Here is a 16,516-nt window from a genome sequence, read left to right on the forward strand (position 1 = left end):
CGTCGTGAGAAGACCCTTTTGCGATCAAAGACTTGATCGCGCTAGACCCCGGATCAAGTCCGGGGTGACGGAGTGGGGATGCGAAAACTTTGCAATCGATTCAGGTCGACAGATTCAACAAAAAGCCCCGCTCTCGCGGGGCTTTTATTTTGTCTCAATTCTCAAAACGCCTGTGCTCAGAATTCCAGCGCGCGGTCGCCGTTTTCGTCCTTGATGCGGTTCGGAAGACCGATCTTGTTCAGAAGGTTCAGGAACGGCTTCGGTGGCAGTTCTTCAACGTTTGCCATCTGCTTCACATCCCATTCGCCTGTCGCTATCAACATGGCGGCAGCAACCGGCGGAACGCCAGCTGTGTAGGAAATGCCCTGCGAGCCGACTTCTTCATAGGCTTCCTTATGGTCAGCCACGTTGTAGATGAAGACTTCGCGTTCCTTGCCGTCCTTGATACCCTTGACGATATCACCAATGCAGGTCTTGCCGACATAATCGGGCGCCAGCGAAGACGGATCGGGCAGCACGGCCTTGACCACCTTCAGCGGCACGACTTCCAGACCTTCAGCCGTCTTGACCGGCTTTTCGGAGAGCAGCCCGAGGTTCTTCAGCACGGTGAAGACATTGATATAGTGATCGCCGAACCCCATCCAGAAGCGGACATCGGCGCCGTCCATGTTCTTGGACAGCGAATGCACTTCGTCATGGCCGGTCATATAGGCCTTCTGCTTGCCGACGACAGGCAGATCGAATTCCTGGCCGACTTCGAACATCTGGTTGGTCTGCCACTGGCCATTCTGCCAGGAATAGACGACCCCGGTGAACTCACGGAAGTTGATTTCCGGATCGAAGTTGGTGGAGAACCAGCGGCCATGGCTGCCGGCATTGATGTCGACGATATCGACCGAGGTGACCTTGTCGAAATACTCATCCTTGGCAAGACGCGCATAGGCGTTGACGACACCCGGGTCAAAACCGACACCGAGAATGGCAGTAATGCCCTTCTCCTTGCATTCTTCAGCACGCTTCCACTCGTAGTTTCCATACCACGGCGGCGTCTCGCAGATCTTGGTGGGATCCTCGTGGATCGCCGTATCCATATAGGCAACACCCGTGTCCATGCAGGCACGAAGAACGGACATGTTGACGAAAGCCGAACCGACATTGATGACGATCTGTACGCCGGTCTTGTTGATCAAGGCTTTCGTCGCCTCGATATCCATCGCGTCAAGCGCATGGGCCTCAAGTTTCACATCTGTCTTGAGGCTCTTCTTTTCGCGTACGGACTCGACAATCTTGCGGCACTTTTCCAAAGTCCGTGACGCAATATGAATGTCTCCCAATACATCGCTGTTCTGGGCGCATTTATGCGCCACGACCTGTGCTACGCCACCGGCGCCGATGATCAGAACGTTCTTCTTCATTTCAGGTGATGCCTCCTTTTCCCCGCAGGGATGAGCTTCGTTGGATGTTGAAACAGGGTTTAAGACAGGCTTTGCTCGAAATCGGCAAAGTCGAATTCACGGACGGCGCGAACCGAGCCGTCGAGTTCCTTGATGGCGATCGTCGGCATCTTCACGCCGTTGAACCAGTTTTTCTTGACCATGGTGTAACCGGCTGCGTCCTGGAAGGAGATGCGGTCACCCACTTTCAGCTCGTTGTCGAAACGGAAATCGCCGAAAATATCGCCGGCGAGGCAGGACTTGCCGCAAACCATATAGGGATGTTCGCCCTCGTTCGGCGATACCTTGGCGCTCTCACGATAGATCAGAAGATCGAGCATGTGCGCTTCGATGGAGCTGTCGACGATAGCGAGGTTCTTGCCGTTGAACAGCGTGTCGAGAACCGTCACTTCGAGCGTCGTGCTCTTCGTGATCGAGGCTTCGCCCGGCTCGAGATACACCTGCACACCGTATTTTTCTGAGAAGGCACGCAGACGGTCGCAGAACTGGTCGAGCGGGTAATCGTCGCCAGTGAAATGAATGCCGCCGCCGAGGCTGACCCATTCGGCACGCGACAGCAGCGATCCGAATTTTTCCTCGATCTGCGTCAGCATGCGGTCGAACAGGGCAAAATCGCTGTTTTCGCAGTTATTGTGGATCATGAAACCGGAAATGCAATCCATGACCTTGTCGACCTTGGCGACATCCCATTCGCCAAGGCGGCTGAACGGACGTGCGGGATCTGCAAGATCGAAGCTCGATGAACTGACCTGCGGATTGAGGCGCAGACCGCGCGTGATGCCGGATGCCTTGTCGGCAAAGCGCTCCAGCTGGCCGATGGAATTGAAGATAATCTTGTCGGCATTCGCAATCACCTCGTCGATCTCGTAATCGGCATAGGCAACGGAGTAGGCATGGGTTTCACCGCCGAATTTCTCGCGGCCAAGACGGACTTCATAAAGCGAGGAGGAAGTGGTGCCATCCATATATTGCGACATGAAGTCGAACACCGACCAGGTGGCGAAGCATTTCAACGCCAACAGCGCCTTGGCACCGGATTTTTCCCGCACATAGGCAATCTTCTCCATGTTGCGAAGAAGTTTTGTCTTGTCGATGAGGTAATATGGCGTCTGCAGCATCTCGTTTCACATATTGATTGAAGTCAAGGTCGGTCTTGGATGATGGGCCTTATATGATGCTTGTTACAGGAAAACAAATGTCCGGGGACTAATTCCTTAAAAATGAGGCGCATCGAGCGGGACGAAGAAAAGACATGACGTTGCGGAACCAAGTCGGTGTCGCTGCGTTTCAATCACGGACAGGCGGGTAGTTTCTGCCGCCGTAATGAAAGTCAAGCGGCGTCAGTCATGGACATGTCGCCATCTCCATCAACGATGTTCAAGAAGGACTTCACTCATGGCAAGCGTGCGTAGCAGCGTTAATGACAAGATCCAGCAATCCCTCGAAAGCGGTGATGCAGCCGATGTGGCCGCGCAGCTCGCCCAGCTTCGCGAAGATCTGGCAAATCTTGCCAAGAGCGTGAAGGCGCTTGGCGTCGGTGCTTCGCATGAGCTGAAAGCTCAGGCCGCGCGTGTTGCGGACGATGCCATCTCCGCATCGAGCGACATGGCGGATACCGTGCGCAACGAGATTTCAACGCTGAATGACAATCTGACGGACCAGGTCCAGCGAAACCCGCTCCAGTCGCTCGGCATTGCGGTCGGCGTCGGTTTCGTTCTTGCCCTCCTGACACGTCGATAAGCTCATGCTTGAGGCATTGCTGGTCTATCTGGGGGAGACCCAGCGTGAAGGGCGTGTCGTCACGAGACGACTGCGCTCTGTCATCATATTATCGGTGCTGGCGGGAATATTTTTCCTGATAGCCTTCGTGGCGGCGGTTGTAGCCGGATCGATTTACCTCGCCCGGCACGTCGGCGCAGGCCCTGCAGCGCTGGTCGTCGCCGGATCCGCGTTTCTGCTTGGAGTTATCATGCTTGTGGCACTCGCCATCCTGAAGCGTCCAAGGGTCTATGCAACAAGGCCGGTCACGCCGCTCGCTGCCGCAGCGCCGCTCACGGCGGCGCCGCTTGCTCTTCAGTCGTTGCTTTCACTCGCGATACAGGCGCGCCCCTATGCGACACTTGCCGTCGCCGTCGCAGCCGGGTTTCTCGCCACGAGAGCAGGTACAAAAAAGACCAAGTAACTTCTTGGCTCGCCAGCGACACCAACCGCGCATCCGGCCCATGGATGCGCGGTTTTTTTTATGTTACCCGCGAAGGATAGATTGGTTGATGGCGCACTGCGTCACGCCGCCCTTATTTAAACAAAGTAACATACAGTCTCGGCGTATCCGTAATTTTTTGAAAGGCAATTGATGAAGAAGAAAGTCCTTGTCGTCGGTGGTGCCGGCTATATCGGTTCGCACACGTGCCTTCTCCTCTCTGAAAGAGGGTATGAACCCGTCGTTTTTGACAATCTCTCCAACGGGCATGAGGAATTCGTCCGCTGGGGGCCTTTCGAACAGGGCGATATTCGCGACCGGGCGCGGCTGGACGAAGTCTTCGCCAAACACCGGCCGGAGGCGGTTCTGCATTTCGCGGCACTGATCGAGGTCGGTGAATCGGTCAAGCAGCCCGTGGCTTTCTATGACAACAACGTCATCGGCTCGCTCAACCTGCTTTCGTCCGCCATCGATGCCGGTGTCAATGCCTTCGTATTCTCCTCCACCTGCGCCACCTATGGTCTGCCGGAACAGGTCCCGATCGACGAAACGCACCGGCAGGCGCCGATCAACCCCTATGGCCGCACCAAATGGGTGGTCGAGCAGGCGCTGAAGGATTACAGCGCCTATAAGGGGCTACGCTCGGTAATGCTGCGCTACTTCAATGCCGCAGGAGCTGATTTCGAAGGCCGCATCGGCGAATGGCACAAACCGGAAACCCATGCGATCCCGCTGGCCATCGAGGCCGCACTCGGCCGGCGTCAGGGTTTCAAGGTATTCGGCACGGATTACGACACGCGCGATGGAACCTGCGTGCGCGACTACATCCACATTCTCGATCTCGCCGACGCCCATGTGCGTGCAGTGGATTATCTGCTGGCGGGCGGGGAAACCGTGGAACTCAACCTCGGCACCGGCACGGGCACCACGGTCAAAGAATTGCTGGCAGCGATTTCGGAAGTCTCCGGTCGGCCCTTCCCCGTCGAATATGCCGGGCGTCGGGATGGCGATTCGACAACACTGGTGGCAAATAACGAAAAGGCGAAAGAGGTTCTGGGCTGGGAACCGCGCTATTCTCTTTCCGATATCATCAAATCCGCCTGGGCATGGCATTCGTCGCGGAACGCGGGTGAATAAACCAAAAAGACACCGGCCGATGGCCGGTGTCTCCCGCGGGACGGCGGATGGCGCCTGTTCCCGCTCCTGCCTCCCAGGTATGGGATTTACGGCTTTGTCGCCGAAGTGGTGGTGCTGTCGGGTGCCGCCGGGGTTGCCGCGTTCTGCTCGCTGGTCTTCTGCTCCAGCGTCTTGAATTCCGGCGCTGCCTTCAGCGTTTCCGCGGTTTCGGTCGTCGTCAGGCGAATGGTGCCGTCTTGCGCGTTGCGCGTCATCGTCACCTTGTCCATAGGAACGGCCACGTCCTTGGCGCCGATACCCAGGAAGCCGCCAACACCGATCACCGCTGCAACCAGACCCCCGTCCTGTTCCATGATGAGGTTCGTCACATTGCCGATGCTCTCATCGGCCGCTGTATAGACAGACTTGCCGATATAGTCGTTGGCGCTGATTTGCGTTTCGCCCTGCTCCGTCAGATAGGCTCCGCCGGTGGTCGTGGCTGCGCTGTCATTGGCCGAGGGTGCTGCAGGAGCCATGGGCGTCGCTGGCGGCGTCGCCGGTTCAGTCTGTGCGCTGGGATTTGCCGGCGCGGGCTGCGTCGTGCCCTGAGCGATGGCAAGCGGCGCGAAAGCCGTCGTGCCCATGAGGGCGGCGGTGACGAGGATCGTAAGTTTCTTTGCCATTTCGTACCTTCCTTTCATCGTTCTCAACTGGCCGGCGGAAACATTTTTCCGCTCTTCGACCGGTTCGACTGGCAAACGGCATGGTTGTCCAAATAGTTCCGATTTTTTCAATCACGGCTTTGGGAGATGTCGTGAACCACAACAACCAAAGGTAAGAAATCAGCCATTGCCAATGGGGTATGGCGCGGTATTATCCATGTCGTAACAAAGGGATAAATGCCGGAGTTTTTATATGCCTCGACCCGGCAACAGACTGAAGAACATGATCTCGGCTTTGCGTCGGCGTAGCGCGAATTTTTTCCCGACCGCCTCCATCGGCACCTATCTGGTGGTGATGGCGACCGTTATCACTTTGCCGCTGATCCTTTTCGTCGGCTACTTGATGCTCCGCCTGGAAGCGGAAAAACGCGACGACCTGCAGCGCGAGACGATCGAGGATGTACGGGTCGTCAGCCGCAACATCGATCGCCGTCTGCAGGAAATCGCCACCTCGCTTAATCTGCTGTCGCAATTTCCCGAACTCGAGAGCGGCAATCTCGCCGCCTTTCAGGGACGCGTAGCAGACAGCCTGAAACGGGAGGGTCTTTATGCCATTCTTGCCACCAAGGATGGCCAGCAGCATCTCAACACCCGTGTGCCCTTCGGCAAGCCTCTCGGCAAGGTGCCGGCCGAGGCCGATCTCGCCAAAGCGATAGAATCCCGCCGTATAACGGTATCGAACATTTTTTTCGGCTCAACCAGCAAGGAATGGGTGTTCAACGTTACCATGCCGCTCGATCCGGAACTCGGGTCTGCCGGAGACGCCCTCATCCTGACGCAGAATGCCAGTGACCTGAGCCGGCTCATCTCCACCGAGAACCTGCCGCGAAACTGGGCGGTCGCTATCATCGACGGCACCAATCGTGTCGTTGTATCCACCGCTCCTGACGAGGCGGCGATTGGCAAACCGTTCGTCACCCCGGCCATACTCTCCGAAATGCAGGCCTTCAGCGGCAATTTTTTCGACGGCAAGGGCAATCTTTACGCCTATGCGCAATTGCCTGGCTGGCAGTGGAAAACCGTCATGTGGGGGCCGCTTGCCGCAAGTCAGGCTGCGCTGGTCGATACCTGGCGGCAGATGATGATCGGCAGCCTGGTACTCGTTTTGATTGCTATAGGAGGCGCCTATCTGGTGGGGCGGCAATTGCGCAGCTCGATCCGCGACCTGACCCTCATGGCCGAGCGCATTGGTGAAGGTGAGATCGTCGCGCCGGTGGACACCAAGATAAAAGAGGCCAATCAGGTGGCCATCGCGCTTTCAAACGCCTCCTTCGACAGAAGCCAGTCAGAAGAAAGGCTGCAATTGCTGCTGCATGAGCTGGTGCACCGCTCCAAGAACATTCTCACGCTTGTTCAGGCGATGATACGGCAACTGGGCCGCGAGAATAAAAGCATTCCGGAATTCCAGAAAGAGGTGGACCATCGCCTGCGCGGCCTCGGCATGTCGATCCGGGCCTTGGCGGAAGTTCAGTGGCAGGGCTTGCCAATCCGGAAACTGATCGAGACCCACCTCGATGTTTTTGGCACGGTGGCAGAGCGTTTTGTTCTGGCGGGAGACGATTTCATGCTCTCGCCCGAGGCCGCGCAGAATTTTGGCCTCGTCGTGCATGAGCTTACCACAAATTCCATAAAATACGGCGCTTTGTCCGCTCCCTCAGGCAAAATTACTGTCCGTTGGAAACCGGTTGAAAAAGACGGGCGGCAGATGCTTCATCTTGTATGGACCGAAACGGGTGGCCCCCCGGCGCAGGAGCCCAGCCGCAAGGGTTTCGGGACTACGGTCATCAAGAGGCACGCGGAAGGCGCTTTCGGGGGGAATGTGACAACGGAATATCGTGAAAGCGGTTTCGAATGGGCGCTGGAGGCGCCGATGCGTTACTTCACGCCCAAACGATCCGATCAGGCGGGCTCCCACTAACTAATCGGACCCGCAAAAGTGACTATAATTCGTGAGCCGCAAAAAATATACATTTTGCTGGAACCGAATCTCGCCAAGTGTGTTTTTAATGCAGGCCAAGCAATTCCCCCGTCCCCGCCTGAAGCTTGGCCCAGTATAAACGGGTTTCGCCCCTGAAAACCCGTCTTTGAAATAGCACGGCTCTCTCTGAGCCGTGCTTTTTTAATGTCTTCTGTAGTGAAAGGCGGCCGAGACGGCCGTCCGGCCGCGTGCGTCTCTTACATATCTGCGACGTCGCCCGAGGGGAATTTCAACCGATAAACAATGCGCTCCGGAGTAAGCTCATATTCGGCACTTCCTCCCAGAGCGGAGGGAACCACCTTTTCCAGCACGACGCTGCCAAAACTGCCGCGCCTTGCCTCCACGGGTTCCTTCGACGGCGTCATCGGCTCGTTCCATTCGACTATATAGAACTCCCCCTCCTGCCGGCATTGCAGGGATATTGGCGGGTGATAGGCGAGATTGCCACTGTGGCTGACAGTGTTGACAACAAGTTCGTGAAAGGCGAGCCCGATATAGAGCGCGCCGTTCGGATTGAGCAGCAGGTTCTCGCCTTCCATATGGATGAGGTTCGGATATTCAGGCACATAGAGATCGAATTGCTGGCGCAGCAGCTCGAATATACGTGCCCCCCGCCAATCGGAATCGGTGATGAGATCCTGGCTTTGGGCAAGCGCATGCAGGCGCCCCCGGAATTTGCGCAGGAAATCGTCCTTGGTGAGACTGAAACGGGCCGTCTGGCCCGCAAGGCTCTGGATGATCGCCAGCAAATTCTTGGAACGGTGACTGACTTCGCGCAGCAACGAACGCAGAAGTTGCTCGCGTCGCCGTTCCGCCGTCACTTCCCGGATGGTGGTTTTCATCACCATCTGGTTCATCTGATTCAAAGTTGAGTGCACGTGGAACTGGAAGACTCGATCATTGCCCGCTCCCACTTCCAGCATGCCGCGACTGCCCGCCGCGCCCATGTCTTTCTTGAGCTCGGCCAACCGCCCGGACAAATCCTTCCCGAACAGATTTTCATCAGTTGGAGGGGATTCAGCCGGCAGCTTCCAGACATCCGGAAGATTGGCCACGAATATGTAGTCACGGTTGCGGTCCTGGAGCATGACTGTCTCACCCGAATCGAGCAAGGCAAGGACGAGCGAATCGTGAAGTTCGCTTTCGTCCCTCTCCGCGTTATGCCACGCCAGCCGATGCAAATTCATCTCCTTGCAGAAAGTCGCGGGGCAGCCCCACGACCGTAACCGCCAACGCCCGGGCACCACAGAGGTTCCCGGTCAGCGTGCGGTTTCGGCAAAATCTCACGCCGCTACGCGCGAGCTTTCGTTGAAAAACAGGGCCTGGCTGATGAGTGCTTTCACCATGTCCGGGTTGAAGGGCTTCGTTACGAGGAATGTCGGCTCGGGCCGTTCACCCGTCAAAAGACGCTCCGGGAAAGCCGTGATGAAGATTACTGGAAGGGTGGTCATCTGAAGGATGTCCTTCATCGCATCGAGACCGGAGCTGCCGTCGGCGAGCTGGATGTCGGCCAGGATCATCTTCGGCTGGGTACGATGGAAAAGATCGAGCGCTTCCGTGTGCGTGCGGGCGATGCCCGTCACACGATGGCCGAGATCGGTGACCATCTGTTCGATATCCATGGCGATCAGCGGTTCATCCTCGATGATCATGATATCGGTCGCCACCTGTCGGGCGATTTCAGACGCTGCCTCGTCGATGAGCTTACCAACCTGGTCTTCGGATACCCGCAGAACCTCCGCCGTCTCCGACGGCGAGAACTCCTCGACGGTTGTCAGGAGGAAAGCCTGGCGGGCAAGTGGCGGCACGGCGGACAAATTGGCGGAAGCGCGTTTTTCCCATCCAGACAGGTTTTCGTCGGCCTTAATATTGATCGTGACGGAACTAAAGATCGATACGAACAATTGATAGAGCGAAACACGATCGCTGCTTGTCTGCGGAAAGATGCTGATGTCGGCGATCAGCGCTTCGAGTGTAGCCGCAACATAGGCATCGCCCGTTGATTGTGAGCCGCAAACGGCACGCGCGAACCTGCGCAGATATGGCAGGTGCGGTGCGATGCGTGTAGAAACTGACATGGAATTCTCCCCTTTCATGCGGTCTGCAACGCAAACCCAAGATAGCAACGTGCACATCGCAAAAAAAGTTCCGAACCACCGGAACTATTTTTTTCGCCGTGCATTCTTTGCCATGACAAAAAAGGAATACCGGACGTTATGAGCATATTTCAATCGGACCAAGATCAGCCGGATAATCCGGCCGCCCCCCAGGTCCCGCACTCAGGGCGGGCGGTGATTTCCCGTAAGCTCAGGGAGCTTTATGATGCCGTTCAAGACGAAGGCATCCCTGACAAATTCCTCGACCTTCTCGAAAAACTCGATGAAGCGGAAAGCAGAGCCAAAATCAAGGCTTTGGAGGAATGATGGCGAAAGAGCCGGAGCAGACAGAATACAACTTCAAGCGCGAGATGCTGGCAGCACTGCCCAACCTTCGCGCCTTCGCAATTTCGCTGATCCGTTCGAGGGACCGGGCCGACGACCTCGTGCAGGACACGATCATGAAGGCCTGGGCGAAACAGGACAGTTATCAACCCGGCACCAATATGCGCGCCTGGCTGGTAACGATTCTGCGCAACGAGTTTTACAGCCAGATCCGCAAATCCGGCCGCGAGGTGCAGGACACGGATGGTGTCTATACGTCCCGCATGTCGGTCCCACCGGAACAGCATGGCTCGGTGGACCTTCAGGATTTCCGCGCAGCGCTCGCGAAATTGCCCGACGACCAGCGTGAAGCCATACTGCTGATTGGCGCTTCCGGCTTCGCCTATGAAGAGGCGGCGGAAATCTGCGGATGCCCTGTGGGCACGATCAAGAGCCGCGTCAGCCGTGCAAGGTTGCGACTGCAGGAACTGCTGGGCATCGAGAATGAAAACGAGTTCGGTCCCGACGCGCAGATGACAGCCGTCACCGCCGCTGCAACGGCGCGCTGAGAGGACTGGACGCAGAAGGTAACGAACGGGCAGACGCGAGTCTGCCCGTTTTTTCGTCTTCTTTTTAGATGCCGGTTTCCTTGACGGACTGCATGACCACAAAGGTCGACGTGTTAGCGACAGACGGCAGGCTCGAGATTTTTTCGCCCAATACTCTTCTGTATTTGCGTATGTCGCTGGTGCGGACCTTCAGGAGATAATCGAAGGCGCCGGCGATCATGTGGCACTCTTCTACTTCCTTGATCTTGCGTACCGCAGTGTTGAACTCCTCCAGTGCCTTTTCCCGTGTGTCGGACAGCTTGACCTCGGCAAAGGCGATATGGTCGACGCCGAGTTTCTGCGGATTGAGCATGGCGCGGAAGCCGAGAATATAGCCCTCATCCACCAGTCGCTTCAGCCGCGTCTGGCAGGGTGTCTTGGAAAGACCTACCTTTTTCGACAGCTGCAGCACGGACATGCGCCCATCCTCGCTGAGCGCCTCGAGAATCTTGAGGTCGAAGTCATCCAAACCGTCTGTTTTCTGACTATTTGCCATTCATTTTCACGCCAAATTGGGACAATAAAAGTTCGTATTGCCTGTTTTATGCTAAAAATAAGGCCATAGCAATTTTCGCGGCAATGATATTGTGAGCGTAAGGATGACGAGCGGCGGGCTGAGGACACGCTGCCGCCGGCAGTCTGTCTTCAACAGCGTTTTCAGGATTTTCAGAATGGCCGATGGTGCAAGCAACGCCGGTGTAGTGACGAGTGGTATTTTCCAGAATTTTGCGCCGCCGGTGCGTGAGCAGACCCTGCTGCGCAAGGCGATCACTGCCGCCTATCGCCGTACCGAAGAAGAATGCATGGCGCCGTTGATCGAGGCGGCGACGATGACGGCAGAACAGGCGAAAGCCATTCGCGAGACCGCTCGCAAACTGATCGAAGCATTGCGCGCCAAGACCAAGGGCACCGGCGTCGAAGGGCTGGTCCAGGAATATTCGCTCTCCAGCCACGAGGGTGTTGCCTTGATGTGCCTCGCCGAGGCACTGCTGCGCATCCCCGACACTGCCACCCGCGATGCGCTGATCCGCGACAAGATCGCTCGCGGCGACTGGAAATCCCATATTGGCGGCGGCCGCTCGCTCTTCGTCAATGCGGCCACCTGGGGTCTCGTCATCACCGGCAAGCTTACCTCGACGGTGAACGATAGCGGCCTCTCGGCGGCGCTGACCAAGTTGATCGCCCGGGCTGGCGAACCCGTCATCCGCCGCGGCGTCGATATGGCGATGCGCATGATGGGCGAGCAGTTCGTGACCGGCGAGACGATTGGGGAAGCGATCAAGCGTTCCAGGCCGCTGGAAGAACAGGGCTTTCAGTACTCCTACGACATGCTGGGCGAAGCCGCGACCACCGCAAAGGATGCGGAGCGTTATTACAAGGATTATGAAAACGCCATCCACGCCATCGGCAAGGCCTCTGCCGGGCGCGGTATCTATGGCGGTCCGGGCATTTCCATCAAGCTTTCAGCGCTGCACCCACGTTATGCGCGCGCGCAGGCCGAACGCGTCATGGCAGAGCTTCTGCCCCGCGTGAGATCACTGATGCTGCTTAGCAAAAAATACGATATCGGCCTGAATATCGACGCTGAAGAAGCGGACCGGCTGGAATTGTCGCTTGATCTTCTGGAAGAACTGGCGCTGGACAAGGACCTTGCCGGATGGAACGGCCTCGGTTTCGTGGTGCAGGCCTATGGCCGCCGCTGCCCGTTCGTTCTGGATTACATTATCGACCTTGCCCGCCGTTCGAACCGCCGCATCATGGTGCGTCTTGTCAAGGGCGCCTACTGGGACGCCGAAATCAAGCGCGCGCAGGTGGAGGGGCTGGAAGACTTCCCGGTCTTTACCCGCAAGGTGCACACCGATGTCTCCTACATTGCCTGCGCCCGCAAGCTGCTCGCCGCGCGCGATGTGATATTCCCGCAATTTGCGACCCATAATGCGCAGTCCATGGCGACGATCTATCATCTTGCCGGTCCAGACTTCAAACTTGGCGACTACGAGTTCCAGTGCCTGCATGGCATGGGCGAACCGCTTTACAGCGAGGTTGTCGGCAAGAGGAAGCTCGACCGGCCGTGCCGCTTCTACGCCCCGGTCGGCACCCATGAAACGTTGCTGGCCTACCTCGTCCGCCGCTTGCTGGAGAACGGTGCCAACTCCTCTTTCGTCAACCGCATTGCCGACCCCGCGGTGCCGGTGGATTCCCTGCTGGAAGACCCGGTCGCCGTCGTCAAGGCCCATAACGTTCCCGGCGCACGTCACGACCGCATCGCCGCCCCTGCCGACCTGTTCGGGCCGCAACGTAAAAATTCCGCCGGCCTGGATCTCTCCAGCGAAACGACACTCGCTGCTCTCGACAAGGTCCTGAAGGCGGGGGCATCGGCCGAGTGGAAAGCGGCCGCGCCGCAAGCGGGCGGCGCAACGCGGCCGGTTCTCAACCCGGGCGACCACAATGATATCGTCGGATACGTCACCGAACCGACTGAAGCTGATGTGGAAGCGGCCATGCAGCGCGCGGCGTCCTCGAACTGGCCGTCCACCCCTGTGGAAGAGCGCGCCGCCTGCCTGGAGCGCGCCGCCGACGCCATGCAGGCCGAAATGCCCGATCTGCTCGGCCTTGTCATGCGCGAGGCGGGAAAATCCATGCCGAACGCCATTGCCGAGGTGCGCGAGGCCATCGACTTCCTACGTTATTACGCAGCGGAAGCGCGCAGGAATTTCACGGCCGGCGAAACGCCGCTCGGCCCGGTCGTCTGCATCAGCCCGTGGAACTTCCCGCTCGCCATCTTCATCGGTCAGGTGACGGCGGCGCTGGTTGCCGGCAATCCGGTTCTGGCAAAGCCCGCCGAAGAAACGCCGCTTATCGCCGCCCAGGGCGTGCGCCTGCTGCATGAGGCGGGCGTTCCGCAAGACGCTGTGCAGCTTCTGCCGGGCGACGGCAAGACGGGTGCCGCACTTGTTGGCTCACCCCTTACAGCCGGCGTGATGTTTACGGGCTCGACGGAAGTGGCGCGGCTCATTCAGGGCCAGCTTGCCGGCCGGGTTCTCGCCAATGGCCAGCCGGTGCCGCTGATTGCCGAAACCGGCGGCCAGAACGCCATGATCGTCGATTCCTCTGCTCTTGCCGAACAGGTCGTCGCCGATGTCATTGCTTCCGCCTTCGACAGTGCCGGTCAGCGCTGCTCGGCGCTGCGCATTCTCTGCCTGCAGGAAGATGTTGCGGACCGCACACTGACCATGCTGAAAGGCGCGCTGCATGAGCTGCGCATCGGCCGCACCGATCGACTCTCGGTTGATGTCGGCCCGGTCATCACCGCCGAGGCCAAGGGAATCATCGAAAAACACATCGAGGACATGCGTTCGCTCGGTCACCGCATCGAGCAGATCACACTTGCGGGCGAAACCGGCAAGGGCACGTTCGTGCCGCCGACCATCATCGAGATGAAGTCCCTTGCGGATCTGAAACGCGAAGTTTTTGGTCCGGTGCTGCACGTCATCCGCTTCAAGCGCGACAATCTCGACCGGCTGATCGACGAGATCAACGCTACCGGCTATGGCCTGACCTTCGGCCTGCATACCCGCCTCGACGATACGATCCAGCACGTTCTGTCGCGCGTCGCGGCTGGCAATCTTTATGTGAACCGCAACATCATCGGCGCGGTGGTTGGCGTGCAGCCCTTCGGCGGGCGCGGCCTTTCCGGCACCGGTCCCAAGGCGGGCGGGCCGCTCTATCTCGGCCGCATGACGCAGACCGCCCCGAAGATCGACCGCATCGCCAGCCAGCAGGATCAGGCCGCCGTCGATCTCGCACGCTGGCTTGACGAAAACGGTGAGACGGTCGCAGCGGAAGCCGCAAGGCAGGCCGCGGCGCTTTCCGGCCTTGGCTTCGAGACAGAACTGGCAGGCCCTGTCGGTGAGAGAAATGTCTATGCGCTGCATCCGCGCGGAAAGGTTTTGCTGGTCCCGGCAACCGAACAGGGGCTTTACCGCCAGCTCGCGGCAGCGCTTGCGACTGGAAATGCGGTTGTCATTGACAACGCGTCGGGGCTTGAAAAGTCGATCTATGGCTTGCCGGCAACCGTCACCTCACGCATCGTCTGGGCGGATGACTGGGCAAAGTCAGGCCCCTTTGCCGGTGCGCTGGTTGAAGGCGATGCGGAGCGTGTGATTGAGATCAACAGGAAAATCTCGGCTCTTTCCGGTCCGCTGGTTCTCGTTCAGGCCGCTACCACGGAAGCGCTTTCCGGGGAAAGCCAGCCCTATACGCTGGACTGGCTGGTGGAAGAGGTCTCCGTCAGCGTCAACACCACCGCCGCTGGCGGCAATGCCAGCCTGATGAGCATTGGCTAAAACATGGGGCGGCAGGGTCTTGGCCCTGCCGCGACACCCATTATTACCCTGTAACCTCTCCCCGGCCGAAGAGCTGGTTCAGAACCTGCTCTTCCAGTCTCGCAAACTCCGCCGTGCCATGGCGGCGCGGACGTGGCAGCTTCACATCGAGGTCGAGTGCGATGCGGCCCTCATCGATGACGACGATGCGATCGGCGAGCGCCACGGCCTCGGAAACATCATGCGTGACGAGCACGGCGGTGAATTTCTGCTTGCGCCAGATGCGCTCCAGCAAAAGCTGCATTTCGATGCGCGTGAGCGCGTCGAGCGCGCCGAGCGGCTCATCCAGCGCCAGGATCTGCGGATGGGCGACGAGCGCCCGCGCCAGCGCAACACGCTGCTTCTGGCCGCCGGAAAGCACATAGGGCCACTCACCCGCCCGGTCCCTCAGGCCCACCTCATCAAGGATGGCAAGCGCCTGTTCCTGCGCCGCCTCGCCCCTGGCGATGCCGGTCAACCCCACGGAAACGTTATTCGCGATACGCTCCCACGGCAGAAGACGCGGCTCCTGAAACATCATGCGGGTGCGGCTTGAGGCATCCTTAGAGACGGTTCCGGTCGTCGGCGTGTCGAGGCCGGCCAGAATACGCAAAAGCGTACTCTTGCCACAGCCGCTTTTGCCGATAATGGCCAGAAACTCGCCTTCCCGCACATCGAGATCAATGCCACGCAGAACCGGCTTGTCGCCGAAGCTCTTCGTGACGTTGCGGAAGCTGAAGGCAACCTTAGCTTCGGTCGATTTCGGGCCGGGTTCGATCTTTGCCTCCGCTCCTGGCGGCGGGGATGGCTGGGCATCAGGGCGTCTCAACGTCGTCACATTACCGGTCGACATGGGTTACCTCAGACTTTCTTGAAGGCTGGATGCCATTGCAGGAAGATGCTTTCGAGGAAGCGGGCAAAACTGTCGGCCAGCTTGCCGAGAAGCGCATAGATAAGGATCGACAGCACGACGACGTCGATCAGCAGGAACTCGCGCGCCTGCATGGCCATGTAGCCAAGGCCCGACGAGGAGGAAATGGTTTCCGCCACGATCAGTGTCAGCCACATGATGCCCAGCGCATAACGCAATCCGGTGAAAATGGCGGGCAGTGCACCGGGTAAAATGACCCGCCGGAACAGCGTGAAGGGCGACATGCCGTAGGTACGGCCCATTTCCACCAGTTGCGGATCGACGCCCTGGATGCCGAGCAGCGTGTTGATGTAGATCGGGAAAAATACGCCGAGCGCGACCAGAAAGAGCTTCGCTTCCTCATCGATGCCGAACCACAGGATGACGAGCGGAATGAGCGCCAGATGCGGAATGTTGCGGACCATCTGCAGCGTCGTATCGGTGAAACTGCGGGAGAACTTCGACAGACCGTTCGCCAGCCCGAAGATGAAGCCGATGGAGCCGCCGATGGCGAAACCGACGAGTGCGCGGGCGGAACTGACACCGATATTGGCGAGGAGCTCCCCCGAGAGCAGAAGCCGCCAGAAGGCTTCGGCGACTGCGGAGGGGGCGGGCAGCACATTGGCGGAAATCACCCCCGCGCGCGCCGCCACCTCCCATCCTGCAAGGATGAGTGCGGGAAGCAGCCAGCCGATGATGCCGCCGAACTCGATGCGCTTACTGCTGCTCACGGCATGTCCCTCC

At 58.6% G+C, this 16,516-nt stretch carries 15 protein-coding genes; 7 read left to right on the forward strand and 8 right to left on the reverse strand.

Translation table 11 applies throughout. From position 1 onward, the window contains the following. Window positions 1–176: 176 nt before the first annotated feature. Both FHW77_RS20515 and nspC read right to left on the reverse strand, forming a co-directional pair. Window positions 177–1,415 carry a saccharopine dehydrogenase family protein gene (locus FHW77_RS20515; RefSeq protein ID WP_004437987.1) on the reverse strand — a complete coding sequence of 413 codons (1,239 nt, stop codon included), beginning with the start codon at window positions 1,413–1,415 and terminating at the stop codon, window positions 177–179. Window positions 1,416–1,474: 59 nt separating this feature from the next. Beyond that, entirely contained in the window at window positions 1,475–2,572 is a 1,098-nt protein-coding gene (gene nspC, locus FHW77_RS20520; protein WP_100911375.1) for a carboxynorspermidine decarboxylase, read from the reverse strand. A 277-nt stretch (window positions 2,573–2,849) separates the two neighbouring features. Here nspC and FHW77_RS20525 point away from each other — a divergent pair, with 277 nt between their 5' ends. From FHW77_RS20525 to galE, 3 genes are all read left to right on the forward strand, one after another. Then, entirely contained in the window at window positions 2,850–3,194 is a 345-nt protein-coding gene (locus tag FHW77_RS20525; protein ID WP_004437983.1) for an ElaB/YgaM/YqjD family protein, read from the forward strand. 4 nt (window positions 3,195–3,198) lie between these two features. Beyond that, window positions 3,199–3,636 (forward strand): hypothetical protein, encoded by a 438-nt coding sequence (locus FHW77_RS20530; RefSeq protein ID WP_004437980.1) that lies wholly within the window; start codon window positions 3,199–3,201, stop codon window positions 3,634–3,636. A gap of 171 nt (window positions 3,637–3,807) precedes the next feature. After that, entirely contained in the window at window positions 3,808–4,791 is a 984-nt protein-coding gene (gene galE / locus FHW77_RS20535; protein WP_100911374.1) for a UDP-glucose 4-epimerase GalE, read from the forward strand. 86 nt (window positions 4,792–4,877) lie between these two features. Here the strand turns inward: galE and FHW77_RS20540 are convergent, their stop codons facing one another. Next, entirely contained in the window at window positions 4,878–5,453 is a 576-nt protein-coding gene (locus tag FHW77_RS20540; RefSeq protein ID WP_004437975.1) for a PRC-barrel domain-containing protein, read from the reverse strand. A 232-nt stretch (window positions 5,454–5,685) separates the two neighbouring features. Here FHW77_RS20540 and FHW77_RS20545 point away from each other — a divergent pair, with 232 nt between their 5' ends. Then, window positions 5,686–7,410: a sensor histidine kinase gene (locus FHW77_RS20545; protein WP_100911373.1), complete on the forward strand. Its 1,725-nt coding sequence runs from the start codon at window positions 5,686–5,688 to the stop codon at window positions 7,408–7,410. Between the two features lie 257 nt (window positions 7,411–7,667). On the opposite strand, the gene FHW77_RS20550 is transcribed toward FHW77_RS20545, so the two are convergent. Both FHW77_RS20550 and FHW77_RS20555 read right to left on the reverse strand, forming a co-directional pair. Then, a complete protein-coding gene (locus tag FHW77_RS20550) occupies window positions 7,668–8,657 on the reverse strand; it encodes a sensor histidine kinase (protein WP_034500236.1) in 990 nt (329 codons plus the stop codon). Between the two features lie 96 nt (window positions 8,658–8,753). Continuing rightward, window positions 8,754–9,548, reverse strand: a complete 795-nt coding sequence (locus FHW77_RS20555; RefSeq protein ID WP_004437964.1) for a response regulator — start codon at window positions 9,546–9,548, stop codon at window positions 8,754–8,756. 138 nt (window positions 9,549–9,686) lie between these two features. On the opposite strand from FHW77_RS20555, the gene FHW77_RS20560 reads away from it, so the two are divergent. Both FHW77_RS20560 and FHW77_RS20565 read left to right on the forward strand, forming a co-directional pair. Beyond that, window positions 9,687–9,893: a NepR family anti-sigma factor gene (locus FHW77_RS20560; protein ID WP_004437962.1), complete on the forward strand. Its 207-nt coding sequence runs from the start codon at window positions 9,687–9,689 to the stop codon at window positions 9,891–9,893. Then, entirely contained in the window at window positions 9,893–10,459 is a 567-nt protein-coding gene (locus FHW77_RS20565) for a sigma-70 family RNA polymerase sigma factor (protein ID WP_004437960.1), read from the forward strand. The genes FHW77_RS20560 and FHW77_RS20565 overlap by 1 nt, the downstream gene beginning before the upstream one ends. A gap of 64 nt (window positions 10,460–10,523) precedes the next feature. Here the strand turns inward: FHW77_RS20565 and FHW77_RS20570 are convergent, their stop codons facing one another. After that, complete coding sequence (locus FHW77_RS20570; RefSeq protein WP_004437958.1) at window positions 10,524–10,994, reverse strand: Lrp/AsnC family transcriptional regulator; 471 nt, start codon at window positions 10,992–10,994, stop codon at window positions 10,524–10,526. Between the two features lie 175 nt (window positions 10,995–11,169). Here FHW77_RS20570 and putA point away from each other — a divergent pair, with 175 nt between their 5' ends. Beyond that, window positions 11,170–14,844 carry a trifunctional transcriptional regulator/proline dehydrogenase/L-glutamate gamma-semialdehyde dehydrogenase gene (gene putA / locus FHW77_RS20575; protein ID WP_100911372.1) on the forward strand — a complete coding sequence of 1,225 codons (3,675 nt, stop codon included), beginning with the start codon at window positions 11,170–11,172 and terminating at the stop codon, window positions 14,842–14,844. A gap of 43 nt (window positions 14,845–14,887) precedes the next feature. On the opposite strand, the gene FHW77_RS20580 is transcribed toward putA, so the two are convergent. Both FHW77_RS20580 and FHW77_RS20585 read right to left on the reverse strand, forming a co-directional pair. Next, the gene (locus tag FHW77_RS20580; protein ID WP_100911371.1) at window positions 14,888–15,715 is read right to left on the reverse strand and encodes an ABC transporter ATP-binding protein; all 828 of its coding nucleotides are present in this window, start codon (window positions 15,713–15,715) and stop codon (window positions 14,888–14,890) included. Window positions 15,716–15,723: 8 nt separating this feature from the next. Then, on the reverse strand, window positions 15,724–16,503 hold the full coding sequence (locus tag FHW77_RS20585; RefSeq protein ID WP_100911370.1) for an ABC transporter permease subunit: 780 nt from the start codon (window positions 16,501–16,503) through the stop codon (window positions 15,724–15,726). Window positions 16,504–16,516: the final 13 nt, after the last annotated feature.

This window comes from Agrobacterium sp. RC10-4-1, from assembly GCF_014138475.1.
Classification (GTDB): domain Bacteria; phylum Pseudomonadota; class Alphaproteobacteria; order Rhizobiales; family Rhizobiaceae; genus Agrobacterium; species Agrobacterium pusense.